10 protein-coding genes and 1 other annotated feature are annotated in these 13,601 nt (G+C 38.2%); of the genes, 6 read left to right on the top strand and 4 right to left on the bottom strand.

The window, feature by feature from the left end; all coding sequences use genetic code 11:
- Positions 1-102: 102 nt before the first annotated feature.
- Positions 103-753 (bottom strand): HD domain-containing protein, encoded by a 651-nt coding sequence (locus AC3B6Y_RS06025; protein ID WP_489790692.1) that lies wholly within the window; start codon positions 751-753, stop codon positions 103-105.
- Positions 754-1,102: 349 nt separating this feature from the next.
- On the opposite strand from AC3B6Y_RS06025, the gene AC3B6Y_RS06030 reads away from it, so the two are divergent.
- The 3 genes from AC3B6Y_RS06030 (at position 1,103) to AC3B6Y_RS06040 (ending at position 4,632) form a co-directional block, all read left to right on the top strand.
- Positions 1,103-2,329 carry a NupC/NupG family nucleoside CNT transporter gene (locus AC3B6Y_RS06030; protein ID WP_489757214.1) on the top strand — a complete coding sequence of 409 codons (1,227 nt, stop codon included), beginning with the start codon at positions 1,103-1,105 and terminating at the stop codon, positions 2,327-2,329.
- Positions 2,330-2,674: 345 nt separating this feature from the next.
- The gene (locus AC3B6Y_RS06035) at positions 2,675-3,838 is read left to right on the top strand and encodes a hypothetical protein (RefSeq protein ID WP_489791511.1); all 1,164 of its coding nucleotides are present in this window, start codon (positions 2,675-2,677) and stop codon (positions 3,836-3,838) included.
- 86 nt (positions 3,839-3,924) lie between these two features.
- A complete protein-coding gene (locus AC3B6Y_RS06040) occupies positions 3,925-4,632 on the top strand; it encodes a glucosamine-6-phosphate deaminase (protein WP_489769175.1) in 708 nt (235 codons plus the stop codon).
- Positions 4,633-4,761: 129 nt separating this feature from the next.
- Here the strand turns inward: AC3B6Y_RS06040 and AC3B6Y_RS06045 are convergent, their stop codons facing one another.
- Positions 4,762-6,114: an amino acid permease gene (locus tag AC3B6Y_RS06045; RefSeq protein ID WP_489757707.1), complete on the bottom strand. Its 1,353-nt coding sequence runs from the start codon at positions 6,112-6,114 to the stop codon at positions 4,762-4,764.
- Between the two features lie 113 nt (positions 6,115-6,227).
- On the opposite strand from AC3B6Y_RS06045, the gene mmuM reads away from it, so the two are divergent.
- Positions 6,228-7,154: a homocysteine S-methyltransferase gene (gene mmuM, locus AC3B6Y_RS06050; RefSeq protein WP_489790693.1), complete on the top strand. Its 927-nt coding sequence runs from the start codon at positions 6,228-6,230 to the stop codon at positions 7,152-7,154.
- A 79-nt stretch (positions 7,155-7,233) separates the two neighbouring features.
- Positions 7,234-7,467, top strand: a binding site (T-box leader).
- 138 nt (positions 7,468-7,605) lie between these two features.
- A complete protein-coding gene (locus AC3B6Y_RS06055; protein ID WP_489774784.1) occupies positions 7,606-8,691 on the top strand; it encodes a PTS sugar transporter subunit IIC in 1,086 nt (361 codons plus the stop codon).
- A 179-nt stretch (positions 8,692-8,870) separates the two neighbouring features.
- Here the strand turns inward: AC3B6Y_RS06055 and treC are convergent, their stop codons facing one another.
- Both treC and treR read right to left on the bottom strand, forming a co-directional pair.
- Positions 8,871-10,538, bottom strand: a complete 1,668-nt coding sequence (treC, locus tag AC3B6Y_RS06060; protein ID WP_489790695.1) for an alpha,alpha-phosphotrehalase — start codon at positions 10,536-10,538, stop codon at positions 8,871-8,873.
- A 9-nt stretch (positions 10,539-10,547) separates the two neighbouring features.
- On the bottom strand, positions 10,548-11,273 hold the full coding sequence (gene treR, locus AC3B6Y_RS06065) for a trehalose operon repressor (RefSeq protein ID WP_489790696.1): 726 nt from the start codon (positions 11,271-11,273) through the stop codon (positions 10,548-10,550).
- A gap of 229 nt (positions 11,274-11,502) precedes the next feature.
- Between treR and AC3B6Y_RS06070 the strand changes: the two genes are divergently transcribed.
- Positions 11,503-13,449: a PTS sugar transporter subunit IIABC gene (locus AC3B6Y_RS06070; RefSeq protein WP_489790698.1), complete on the top strand. Its 1,947-nt coding sequence runs from the start codon at positions 11,503-11,505 to the stop codon at positions 13,447-13,449.
- The last annotated feature ends 152 nt before the right edge of the window (positions 13,450-13,601 follow it).

Genomic DNA, 13,601 nt, shown 5'->3' on the forward strand with positions numbered 1-13,601 from the left:
AGCAGTTTGTTTCCAGACAATATCTATAAGAGTTTGTTGCAAACTCAATAAAGAAGCTGAGACAAGAAGAAAGGTATTTTCTTTTTATCTCAGCTTTTTTGGCTATTTTTGCCCAGACCATTCAGCAAAAAATTCAGTTAAAAAATTTTGTAAGATTTGTGTTCGTTGTTGGGCAACGGCTTGTCCGGCAGCGGTATGCATTAAATCTTTTAAGTGCAATAATTTTTCATAAAAATGATTAATGGTCGTCGTCGGATGTTGGCGATAAGTTTGTTGGCTGGTGAGCTGAATAGGTTGAATATTTGGCTCGTAAATGGCTTGTTCGTGACTACCACCATAGGCAAAAGCCCGGGCAATTCCAATTGCCCCTAAAGCATCCAAGCGATCTGCGTCTTGTACATAATATCCCCAGGCGGGCAATTTTTGGTGGTGTGCGAGGTTGTGAGCGAAAGATAAATTATTAATTGTTTGCAGAATTTCTTGTTGTTGTAAATGGTCAAAACCGGCTGTAATTAGTAATGTTTGCACTGTTTGTTGTTGCTGCTGCAAATTTTTGACCAGTTTTTCGTCAGTTGTTTCGTGTAAGAAACTGGCCGTCGTGAGCAAATCTTTAGTCGTAGAGTCTAACTGGTGATCAGTCTGATAGAGTGTAGTGGCTAAATTAGCAACACGTTGTAAATGCCAGTAGTCGTGACCACTAACATCGTTTTTTAAATTATTTTTAGCAAATCGCTTAATCTGGGTTAATTGCATGCAGACCTCCATATATTATTTCAATTGATACGGCAAAAATTCACAGCCATTATAGCATGACAATTTATTAGTTATAGGAAATGGCTTTAATTTTTTATATCAAAAGTTATTGTTGAAAAATTTTTTTATGGCGAATTTTTGAGCTAATCCAAGATTTTTCTCATTTAAGTTAAGTCAGATCAGAATGAGAAAACAGTAGCGGCATGATTAAAAAATAAATAGTTTAAATTTGATATTTTGGTTAAATTAGTAAAATCTAATGTATAAATTGTAGTAAAGTTCCGTTGCCACCGTCGAAAAAAAATGTAATGATATATTTAGACTGATAATATAGGAGAGTGAAGGAGCGATGTACTTAATTGTTAATGCAATTGGTTTACTGGTCTTTATTGGAGTAGCTTTTTTGTTTTCGAAAAACAAAAAGGCAATTAATTGGCGGTCAGTAATTATCATGGTAATCATCAATTTAGTGATTGCCTGGTTCTTAACTAGTTTTGCCATTGGGCGGGACATTGTTTCCGGAGCTGCGGAAGGTTTTAATCAACTTGTTCAAGTAGCTTATACCGGAATTGCGTTCGCGTTGCCAAGCATGGTGCATGTCAAAAATATGGACTTTGTGATTAGTGTTTTGATGCCAATTTTGTTGATTGTTCCACTGTTTGATATTTTGACTTATATTGGTTTTCTACCGTGGGTCATTAAATGGATTGGCAAAGGTTTAGCTAAAGTTACTGGTCAACCCCGCTTTGAATCATTCTTTTCTGTAGAAATGATGTTTTTAGGTAATACTGAAGCCTTAGCAGTCTCAGGTCTTCAGTTACGGCAAATGAGTAAGGAACGTAATTTAACCATTGCGATGATGTCGATGAGTTGTGTGACGGCTTCGATTATTGGTGCTTATACCAAAATGGTGCCCGGACAATACGTGTTGACCGCGATTCCTGTGAATATCATTAATGCCATTATTGTTACTAGTGTTTTAAACCCGGTAACAGTTACTCCGAGTGAGGATACAATTGCCACTGTTGGTGGTCAAGCTAATGACGCTGACCAAGAAGCTGGTAGCAATGAAAAAGAACCGTTTTTCTCATTCTTAGGTGATTCGATTTTAGCCGCTGGTAAATTAGTGTTAATTATTACGGCTAATGTTGTGGCCTTTGTGGCCTTAGCAGCTTTGATTGATAAATTGTTAGGAATTATCAATCCGTGGTTAAGTTTGGAACACTTGTTGGGAATTGTCATGTTCCCGTTTGCTTGGTTGATGGGGCTCAATGTCCACGATGCCTTTCAATTTGCTCAATACATGGGAACTAAGTTAGTGACGAACGAATTTGTGGTCATGGGTAAAGTTACGAAAACAATTCATGATTTGGCGCCACATTATCAAGCCATCTTAACCGTCTTTTTAACTTCCTTTGCTAACTTTTCAACGATTGGCATGATTATTGGGGCATTTAAAGATTTGATTGATCGTGAGAAAAACAATTATATCGCTAAAAATATTAGTTATTTGTTACTGTCTGGAATTTTAGTTTCACTTTTGTCGGCAGCAACAGTTGGATTATTCGTTTGGTAAAATAATAAGTTTAGTTCTAAGAATACTTTAAAAAAATACTCGGCAATTAGACGGGTATTTTTTTATTTTGGCTCGAATTTAAGAAATGAGGAGAATATTTTGATGGAAATTTTTTAGTCTTCAGAGAATTAAATGGCTTAAGAAAAAGAATAACCATTAAAATTTTTTGGAGGAAAGATGATTTTTTGAAGATTTTAGTTTGAATAATTATTAAAAAATGATTTGGAAAAGTTTGCGATTTATCCTACTTAGTTGTCAGAAAATAAAAAAGCGTTGACAAATATTATTAAATAATATTAAATTAAACTAATTTTTTATTGAAAGAAGAGGGTGAGTCAAGTGCTAATGATTATTGGATCATTTTTGGCAGTAATGTGTTGTATGTTTGTGGGGGAGTGGGTTTCAACTAAGACTCATGCTTACTTGCCCTCAATTTTTGTTACGGCTATTTTATTTTTAATTGGCTATTGGACGTTTTTTCCAAAAAATTTAGCAGCTAATGCGTCATATACGAATACGGCGGTTAATATGTTTATGTCCTTCATCTTAGTCCATTTGGGAACGATGATGAGTTTAAAGAAGTTGTTACAACAATGGAAAGCGGTTTTGATTGCAATTAGTGGGGTGTTAGGAACTTTATTATTAACGTTAACGATTGGAACGTTATTATTTAACTGGCATACTGTGATAGCGGCGATCCCTCCATTAACTGGTGGAATTGTGGCCGCGTTATTGATGACCGAAGGTCTCAAGCAAAAAGGAATTATTGCCTTATCAGCGTTACCGATTGCGATGATGGTAATGCATTCTTTGGTCGGTTATCCTTTGACTTCATTGGTTTTAAAACAAGAAGGTCACCGACTGTTAAAAACTTTTTCGCCAAAACCTAAAACTGATAATGCAACTGATGATCAGCGTGCCGAGAAGGTACAACGTTTGCGACTACCAAAATCTTATCAAACATCGGCTTTTTTATTAGCTAAAGTGGCACTGGTGGCTTTGTTAGGTAATGGGTTGTCACAATTGATGCACGGAAGTATTAATTCTAGTATCTGGTGCTTGGTTTTAGGTGTTATCTTTCATCAAATTGGCTTTTTAGAAGATGAAATTTTAAATCAAGCGGGCGTTTATAATTGGTTAATGTACGGAATTTTGGCTTACGGATTTTCACAATTGAGTTTAATTAAACCTCAGGAAGTGTTGGGCTTAATTGTGCAGATTTTTACGTTAATTGTCTTAGGTTTATTGGGGATGTTTATTATCTCGTTTATTTTGTCCAAACCTTTAAAAATGTCGTGGCAAATGGCCTTTGCTTGTTCACTAACTGCTTTATTCGGCTTTCCAATGGATTACATCTTGACCAACGAAGTAGTGGATAGTTTAACGCAGGATCCGCAACAGCATGAATACTTGTTAGATCAAATGTTACCCAAGATGTTGGTGGGGGGCTTTGCGACAGTTTCGTTGGCCTCAGTGGTGATTGCGACGATCTTTTTGAAGTTATTATAAACAGTAGTGCAAGCTTGCAACTTGACTAATGGTTTAGATTAATTATAATTGGACTAGACCATTATTTAGAGGAACGAGGATCAACTATGCAAGTTATTATTTCTAAGGATCAAGTGGTTGCTAGTCAACAGGCAGCACAAATGTTTGCGGCTAGTTTAACGCAGGGAGCTCAGACTTTTGGTTTGGCCACTGGGTCAACTCCTATTATGACCTATCAAAATCTTGTCCAAAGTAATTTGGATTTTTCACAATGTGTGTCCATTAATTTAGATGAATATCTGGGGATTAGTCCTGCTAATGATCAAAGTTATCATTATTTTATGCAAGAACATTTGTTTAAGCAAAAACCGTTTGCTCAATCTTATTTACCTGACGGTTTAGCAACAGATCCAAACCAAGAAGTTCAACGGTATGACCAAATAATTGCGCAAAATCCAATTGATTTACAACTTTTAGGAATTGGGCGTAACGGGCATATTGGTTTTAATGAACCGGGGACCTCGTTTGCTTTAACGACACATGTAGCTGACTTGACGCAATCTACGATTGATGCCAATGCGCGTTTCTTTAAGAACATTGAAGAGGTGCCAAAGAAAGCCTACTCGATGGGGATTGCATCGATTATGCAATCCAAGCAGATCATTTTAGAAGCTTTTGGCGCGGACAAAGCGCAAGCGGTGCAACAAATGATTGAAGGACCAGTGACTGAGGACGTTCCTGCCAGTGTGTTGCAACGGCATTCAGATGTCGTAATCTTACTAGATCAAGCGGCGGCTTCATTATTAAGTAAGTAAATTTAGTTTAATCAGAAAATAAAGATAAAGTTTTAATATTATAAATATAAAAAAAGTAATGCAAGTGGGCATTACTTTTTTTGTTAAGCAATTTAATTGGTTATTTTGATATTTGAAAAGTATTACTAGTTAATGTTTAGTTTGGCGTTTGACCAGCCATTCTTTAAGATAATAAACAGCATAACACAAAATGAGAAAGGGAATCATATAAAATAATGCGGGCCGTTGGGTTGGGTCAAAAACAATCAAGACACATGATAATAAACTTGCAATAAATGCAGCCCACGGTACCACAGGATACCAAGGAGTTTTGTATTGTAATTCATCGACAGTGTGGCCAGCTTGCAGCCATTGCTTGCGAAAATTAATTTCGGATAAAGCAATGGCCATCCAGACAATGACCACGGCTAAGCCGGAAATAGACACGAGTACTAAATACACGGTTGAAGCTGCATAAACACTAGAGATCAAAGCCAAAACGCCGCCCACCATGCTCAAGCACAAAGCGATCATAGGAACACCACGGGAATTGGTTTGTGCGCACTTTAAAGGAATCATTTTTTCGTGAGCCAGTGACCACAACATGCGCGTTGAAGCATATAATCCCGAATTAGCGGCTGATAAAATGGCAGTTAAGACGACAAAGTTCATGATATCGCCAGCAAACGGTAAGCCCATTTTGTTGAAAACAAGGACAAACGGACTTTGATTAACGCCGGCTTTTTGCCACGGAATTAAGGCGGACATGACAATGATACTTCCAATAAAAAAGAGGACTAGCCGAAATAAGGTAGTGTGAATAGCCTTGGGTAAAGCCACAGCCGGGTCTTTAGTTTCACCGGCAGTGACGCCAATTAATTCGGTACCGGAAAAGGCAAAATTAACAGTTAACATGGTTGTAAAGACTGCTTTAAAACCGTTGGGAAAGAGTCCATCTTTAAATAAATTATGAAAGAGTGGTGCGTGAGTATAACCTTTCATCGGAATAATCCCGAAGATAGCCGCAGCTCCTAAAAGAATGAACACCACAATTGCAATGACTTTAATGCTCGAAAATAAAAATTCGGTATTCGCGAAGAACTTAGTGGAATAAGCATTGGAAACAAAAATTAAAGTCATAAACAACAGACTCCAGATCCAAGTGGGGGAATGGGGGAACCATTGCTTCATAATGATGCCTGCAGCGGTAAACTCGGAACCTAAGGCGACTGTCCAGGTTAACCAATATAAAATGGCGACGGTAAATCCAGTTGCTGGTCCAATGAACTTAGTTGCATAAACATGAAATGATCCAGTTTCTGGCATAGCCACAGATAATTCACCTAGACACAACATAACTAAATAAACAATTACCGCTCCTAAAGCATAAGCCAAAATAGTGCCAATGGGGCCAGCTTGATGAATGGTATAACCAGAACTTAAAAAAAGTCCGGTACCAATGACCCCGCCTAACGAAATCATGAATAGTTGATACTGGTTCATAGTTCTTTTGAGATCAGTTTGAGTTTTTTTCACATTTTACACCTTATTCTGTGTATTAAATTTGCACAGATTATAATATCATTAAAGTATAATTGATAGCAATGAGGAGTGAAATGGCAATGAAATTAAAGGAAGTCCACCAATTTTTCCAAGAAAAAGTCCGTTTAATTGATGGTTCAATGGCGGGTGAACTAGAGAAAAATGGCGTTGATACTGATAATAATTTATGGTCTGCGGAAGCGTTAATTACTAATCCCACGGCGATTAAGCAGGTTCATCAAAGTTATTTAGAAGCTGGTTGTGAAGTCTTGACGACGAATAGTTACCAAGCAAATATTCCAGCTTTTGTGCAGGCTGGTTACAGTGAACAAACGGCGCAGGATTTGATTGCACGCTCTGGCCAATTGGCTAAAGAAGTTCGCCAACAATCTGCACAACGTCCCGTTTTAATTGCGGGTGACATTGGGCCTTACGGTGCTTATTTAGCGGATGGCAGTGAATATCGTGGTGATTATCAGCTAACCAAAGCACAGTACCAAGCCTTTCATCGACCACGGCTGCAAATTTTGGCTGAAGCGGGCGTTGATTTGTTTGCCTTTGAGACGATGCCGAATTTTGCAGAAACCCAAGCCTTGGTAGAGTTATTAGAAACGGAATTTCCCCAATTTGGTGCTTGGTTATCATTTAGTGTGGATGGTCAAGATAGTTTGTGTGACGGAACCAAATTGGCTACGGCGGTGCAGTATTTTGCTGTTCATCCTCAAATAGTAGCTTTAGGCTTTAATTGCACCGCCTTAGACAATGTGGCGCAATTATTACCAGCAGTTACACAAAACACCACTAAACCAGTTATTGTTTATCCGAATAATGGAGATACGTATGATCCGCTGACTAAAACTTGGCAAAAAACGGCTGATGCTTTGCAATTTAAAGATTTAGTGCCGCAGTGGCTAGAATTAGGGGCGGGAGTATTAGGCGGTTGTTGTCGTACCACGCCAGCAGATATGAAGCAAATCAGGACTTGCTTAGATAATTATTAAATAAAGTTACAAAAAATTAATTTTAGGGTTGACAAGCACCACATCTCTGGTTATCATTAAAAACAATTAAATTAAAAATTAAAAAACGTTAAGGAAGACAAACAGCATAAACATCTTTATTAGCGAGCCTGGTTAGGTGCAAGCAGGTGAAAGGTCTTATGTGAATCTCACTTCTTAGTTGTTAACTGAAAATTAATTAAGTTTTACCGGAAAGCAGCCGTTATCACTGCCGCGAATTAGTTGACTCTGATCAAGTTGGTTAGTTCGGATAAGTTTAGTAAAAGGTGGTACCGCGTGAACTGACGCCCTTTTAAAGAGCATTTACTCTTTAAAAGGGCTTTTTTTGACTCTTGGTAAAAACTGCGCAGGAAGATTTGAATGTTATCATTAATAATTTTTAATTTAGTCGATGGATGCAAGTTGATATTGAAGAGATGGGGAGTGTTTAGTTATGGAAGAAACAGTGCAACAAGAACATAAGATGACTGTTAAAGATTATGTCTATACAGTATCTGCAGGGGTATCGAATGCGGTCTTAGTAATGTTAGGTGTGGGCTTGTTGATTCAATCCATTGCTAATTTTGTACACTGGCACGCCCTCTACCAAGTTGGAGCCATTGCGCAGTGGATGTTAGCTCCTGCTTTTGGGGCGGTTATTGCAACTCAATTAAGAACGAACTCGTTAGTAATGTTTAGTTCGATGATTTCATCGACAATTGGGGCGAATGCAGTTTACTTCACAAGTAGTGCTATGAAAGGGGTGACGCCCACTGGCAATATGTTGGTGGAAGCGGCCCATTCGGGAATTTTTACTTCAGGACAACCGATTAGCGCGGTTGCTGCCGGATTGATTGCCGCTTTGGTTGGTAAATACTTAACCGGTAAAACACCATTAGATATGATCTTGGTTCCATTAAGTGCAACGTTAGTGGGGACGATTTCCGGTTTAGGTTTGGCAAGTGTTACGACACCGGCCTTAAATTGGTTGAGTCAATTCATTGCTCAATCAATGCAGGTTAATCCACTCTTAGGTTCTATTTGTGTCTCATTTGCTTGGTCACTATTTTTAATGACGCCAGCTTCTTCAGCAGCCTTAGCAGTGGCAGTCATGTTAGATCCACTCTCGTCAGGGGCGGCCTTAATTGGTACAACTGCACAATTTGTCGGCTTTTTAGCGATTTCTTGGCGGCAAAATAATTTAGGTGCCAATATTGCGCAAGGTTTTATTACACCAAAAATTCAATTTCCTAATTTGTTAATCAATCCGATGTTAGCTGTACCGTCATTTATTTCGGCGGTGGTTGCCGCACCGATTGCGACGATCGTGTTTCATTTTAAAGTTAGTTATACTTTGGCAGGTTTAGGTCTGAATTCATTGATTGTGCCAATTAATCTCGCCTCAAGTAATCCGAAAGCTTTGGTAGTTTACTTGATTATGGGTGTGGTAGTGCCGGCAGTGCTTTCATTAGTGATTTACAAACTCATGTTGAAAGTTAAATTAGTGAAAGATGGTCAGTTACACGTTGAAGTAGTTTGATAATGTAGCAATTTAGTTAAAAAACTTTTGCCGATTGATTTGTGGTAAAAATAAACTTCTAACTTGCGAAGCAAAATCTTTGTCTCCAATACAAGTTATCTTTTGACCCCCAAGTTCGGCAATTATTAAAATACCAGTCAGTTTTGTTAATTACAAAAACCGGCTGGTATTTTTAATGTTTATAAATTAATTTTAACGGCTAGTGCTTCATAGGGTTGTAATTTCAGTGTCGGGGGCAGTTGTTCTAATTGGACTTGATAGTTACTGATTGTTACCTGACACGTTTTATTTTGCAAATTTTTAGGTAAAACAACAGTGGTGTCTTGACCATAAAAATTAGCCCAAACTAATAATTGCTGTGATTGGTTATCAAGGTAACGGCGGTAGGCAAAAACTTGCGGATCATTTTTTAAGAACATTTGAATGTGTCCATCTGAGATTAGTGGTTCTGTTTTGCGTAAATGAATTAGTTGTTGATAATAATCAAAGATTGCTCCGTGTGCTAATTCGGCTTGGACATTGATAGTTTGTTGATCAGTGGGCAACAACCACGGTTGGACTTGACTAAAGCCAGCATACTGGCTGTCATCCCAATGCATAGGCGTGCGGGAATTGTCACGCGATTTAGTTTGTATAATAGTTAAGGCTTTTTTGGGAGTCAAACCCTGATTAATTAGTTTTGCGTAAGCATTTTTACTTTCAATATCGACATAATCGTCCATCGACGAATACGAAGGGTTAATCATGCCAATTTCTTCGCCCATGTAGATATAAGGTGTTCCCCGCAGTAAATGCATCGCAGTAGCTAACATTTGCGCTGACTTAATCCGATATTTGCCCGGATCGCCAAAGCGATTGAGTGCCATTGGTTGATCATGATTGTTCCAAAATAAAGCATTCCAACCATGGCCTTGATCCATTTGTTCTTGCCATTGAGTCAACAAAGATTTTAATTGCATAAAATCAAACGGCATTTTGGACCATTTTTCACCATTTAAATAATCAACTTTTAGGTGATGAAAATTAAAAACCATTGATAATTCATGACTATCAGGGTTCGAATAAGCAATCGAATTTGGAATAGTTGTGGACGACATTTCACCAACCGTAATGGCTTCGGGATCTTGTCCAAAACTATTTTGGTTCATTTCTTTGAGGTATTGGTGCACGATCGGTGTATCCGTATATAAGCTTTTTTCTTGCAGTGGATTACTGGAATCTACTAAGACAGCAGCTTTGCCGGTGACATTAATGACATCAAAGCGAAACCCCTTGACCCCCTTATTGCGCCAGAAATTAATCACTTGATAAACGGCTTGGCGAACTTGTGGATTATGCCAATCTAAGTCCGCTTGAGTGGGATCATAGAGATGTAAGTAGTAATAATCCGTTTGTCCAAAGCGGGACCAAGCGGGACCGCCAAATTTACTTTGCCAATTAGTGGGTAGTTGACCATTGGGCTTAGCTTTACGTAAGTAAAAGAATTTTTGGTATTCTTGATCGCCAGCAAGGGCTTTTTGAAACCACTCGTTTTCAATGGAACAATGATTAAAGACCATGTCTAGCATGACATCAACATTAATTTGCTTGAGTTTAGCAACTAACTCTTCAAAATCGGCCATAGTACCAAACAGCGGGTCAATTTGGTAATAATTGGCAATATCATAGCCGTTATCTTTTTGGGGTGAGACAAAGAATGGATTAAACCAAATCATATCGACGTTTAATTTTTTAAGATAATCAATTTTTTGAATAATTCCCCGCAGGTCGCCGATACCGTCATTATTGGAATCGTAAAACGATTTGGGATAAATTTGGTAAATCACTTTTTTACCTAAATTAGTCATAATTGTCTCCTAAAGTTTAATTTTTTTTCTTCGAGCAAAATCCACAAATTTAAATTTACTAGGATTATGAAAGGATAATGTTAACTGAAAAGAAGTAGTGTCGCTTAAAAAGCTGTGACTGGCCACTAACACGACTAAGTTGTTATTAAGGTGCAATTTTGCTTGAAGTTGTGGCGTGACCTGTTCGACTGTAATGGTTTTGGTGGCGTAAGAGACTTCCAGACCCAATTCTTGTTCTAAATAGTGGTAAATGGAAGTTTGAGCGGCGGACATCGGTAAGTCATTAATTGGAGGAGTAAATAAAAAGTCACAATCTAGTACTGCCGGTTCATCGTTGATCAAGCGTAAACGTTCTAAGTAGATACCCTTTTGGTCAGACTCATTCGCAAATTTTGCTTGAAACATTTTAGGTGCTGTGGCCATCTTTTTTAGAGTTAAGACCTGAGTCTGAGCGTGCATTTTTAAAGAGTTATTTAATTCAGCAAAACTGGTAATTCCAGAGATCGGGAAAGAATATTTTTCGAGATTTAAAACGACGGAACCTTTCCCTCGAATCTTTTGAATCAATCCCAAGTCGTTGAGTTGCGCTAAAGCTTTGCGAATTGTTTCGCGGGCAGTTCCGTATAGAGTAGCTAATTGGTTTTCAGTCGGTAAAAAAGTTCCGGCGGGAAATTGCTGATGTTGAATTTTAGAAGCCAAATCTTTGGCAATGAGCACGGCTTTTGATTCTGTCATTTTGAAGTCCTTTCAATAATTAATTATATTATAGCTATTTTTGTCTAGACAAGTAAAGAAACCAAGAATAAAAAGAAAAAAATTAACTTGATCTGGAATTACTTGCTTGAATTTATTGCTAAAAAAGCTTTTGACTGCTGTTAAAGTAGTTGGCTGTAATTAAGTAATTGACAACTTGTCTATACAAGTTTAAAATATGCCCTGTAAGCGTTTCATGGGAGGGAAAATTATGGCTATTAATCAAGAGGAGCAGCTTTTAGCTCCGGCCAATGGTCAAACCATTGCTTTAAGTAAAGTAAACGATCCTGTTTTTAGTCAGGGAACCATGGGCCAAGGTTTTGGCTTAGAGCCAACTGATGGTCAACTGGTAGCACCAGTTGGTGGTCAAATTACGATGGTTGCGAAAACTAAGCATGCAATTGGTATTACGACAGCTAGTGGCTTAGAAGTTTTAATTCATATGGGAATTGATACGGTCAATCTCAAAGGTTCAGCCTTTGAAGTGGCAGTTCAAACCGGTCAAAAAATTAAAGCTGGTGCGCCACTGGCCAAAATGGATTTAGCCGCAATTAAGCAACATGATTTACAATCTACAATTATTGTGGTCATTACTAATTCCAATGACTATTTAGACGGTTTAGATTTAACTGAAGCTACAGTTCAATCAGGTCAACCGGTAGCTAAGGCTTACTTCAAAGCAAAAGCTACCACGGCTACTGCTGATAAAAAATTATCTTATGATGAATTAGCAACTTTTATTATTAAAAACGTTGGTGGCGTGGACAATATTAAAAGTGTCATTCACTGTATCACCCGCTTACGATTTTATTTAAAAGATGAATCTCAGGCTAATGATGATATCTTGAAAAATCAACGTGGCATTTTAAACGTCATGCATGCTTCTGGCCAGTATCAAGTAGTCATTGGCGACGGGGTAGCGAACGCTTTTGATGCCATCTTAAAGCGTTTTCCAGAGTTAGCGAAGACTGATGATGACGATGCCACCACAGCAACAACGCCACAAACGGGTGGTAATCCATTTTCCCGGGCAATTGGTAATTTAATTGGTTTTATTACGGGATCTATGAGCCCCGTCATTGGTGTTATTGCAGCCTCGGGTATTATTAAAGGTTTATTGGCGCTGTTAACTTTACCGCAATTGGGCTCTTTATTAAGTACGAAGAGTGCCATTTATGTTACGGTCAGTGCAATGGCAGATTCAGCTTTCTTCTTCCTACCAGTTTTAGTTGGTTTTAGTGCAGCTAAACGTTTGGGGAGTGATCCCATTATTGCCGCAGTGATTGGTGGAGTCTTAGCATATCCACAATTAGTGACATGGGGTAAAGCTGGTAAAGTAATGTTTAGTTTGGGTGGGTTGAAATTTCAATTTCTAAATTATACTTACTCAATTTTTCCAATGATTCTAGCAGCTTGGCTGGCAATGAAATGTGAAAAATGGTTAAAACGAGTTTTGCCAACCTATCTACAAATGATTTTTGTCCCGTTAATTACGATTTTAATAGTCGCTACGATTACTTTAGTAATTACTGGACCAATTATTCAAACGATTGCGAATGGTTTAGCAGTCTTAATCAACTGGTTAGTTTCTGTTTCTGGCTGGCTCGGCGGCTTTATTATTGGTGGCTTGTATCAAGTTCTGGTTATCTTTGGCTTTCACTGGGGCGTGGTCCCACTGGTGGCACAACAGATTGCTAGTACCGGACAAAGTGCCATCAATGCGATTGTTTGTTCAACAATGATTGCTCAAGGAGCGGCAGTTTTAGCAGTAGCGATTAAATCTAAGAAGTCAGATATTAAAGAATTAGGTTTTGCAGCCATGATTAGTGCCTTTTGTGGGGTCACTGAACCGGCAATTTATGGTGTTAACTTACGCTATAAGAAAGTCTTTATTTCTGGATCTATTGGTGCCGCTTTTGGTGGCTTAGTTACTGGTTTAATGCACGGAACAATGTTTGGCTTTACAGGCGGATTAATTGGCTTTTCTAGTTTCTTCAACCCGAAAAATCCTGGTGACTTGCATAGTTTTTACGCATTCTTATTAGCTAGCGCTGTCACGATTGTAGTTGCCTTTCTTGTCACTTGGTTCTGGGGCTACAATGACGAAATGGTCATGGGTCAAAAAGTTGAAAAAGCTAAGCGTCCTGGCAAAGCTTAGTGAAAATAAAAGTGGTTGCAGCAAAAGTTAACCACTAAATAAAAGGGCAAGATAATCTGGAATTTTTTCCATGATTGTCTTGCCTTTTAACTTGAAGTTTTTAACCAACTTTTGTTGCAGTATGATATAGCGCACCAAAAGCTTGCGTTTAA

The organism is Bombilactobacillus sp. ESL1092 (assembly GCF_058107465.1).

What these genes read in the sequence shown, in the direction of transcription:
- AC3B6Y_RS06055 (WP_489774784.1), top strand. Translation starts at nt 7,606, where the DNA reads ATGGAAGAAACAGTGCAACAAGAACATAAGATGACTGTTAAAGATTAT.
- AC3B6Y_RS06030 (WP_489757214.1), top strand. Translation starts at nt 1,103, where the DNA reads ATGTACTTAATTGTTAATGCAATTGGTTTACTGGTCTTTATTGGAGTA.
- AC3B6Y_RS06035 (WP_489791511.1), top strand. Translation starts at nt 2,675, where the DNA reads ATGATTATTGGATCATTTTTGGCAGTAATGTGTTGTATGTTTGTGGGG.
- AC3B6Y_RS06070 (WP_489790698.1), top strand. Translation starts at nt 11,503, where the DNA reads ATGGCTATTAATCAAGAGGAGCAGCTTTTAGCTCCGGCCAATGGTCAA.
- treC (WP_489790695.1), bottom strand. Translation starts at nt 10,538, where the DNA reads ATGACTAATTTAGGTAAAAAAGTGATTTACCAAATTTATCCCAAATCG.
- AC3B6Y_RS06025 (WP_489790692.1), bottom strand. Translation starts at nt 753, where the DNA reads ATGCAATTAACCCAGATTAAGCGATTTGCTAAAAATAATTTAAAAAAC.
- treR (WP_489790696.1), bottom strand. Translation starts at nt 11,273, where the DNA reads ATGACAGAATCAAAAGCCGTGCTCATTGCCAAAGATTTGGCTTCTAAA.
- AC3B6Y_RS06045 (WP_489757707.1), bottom strand. Translation starts at nt 6,114, where the DNA reads ATGAACCAGTATCAACTATTCATGATTTCGTTAGGCGGGGTCATTGGT.
- mmuM (WP_489790693.1), top strand. Translation starts at nt 6,228, where the DNA reads ATGGCAATGAAATTAAAGGAAGTCCACCAATTTTTCCAAGAAAAAGTC.
- AC3B6Y_RS06040 (WP_489769175.1), top strand. Translation starts at nt 3,925, where the DNA reads ATGCAAGTTATTATTTCTAAGGATCAAGTGGTTGCTAGTCAACAGGCA.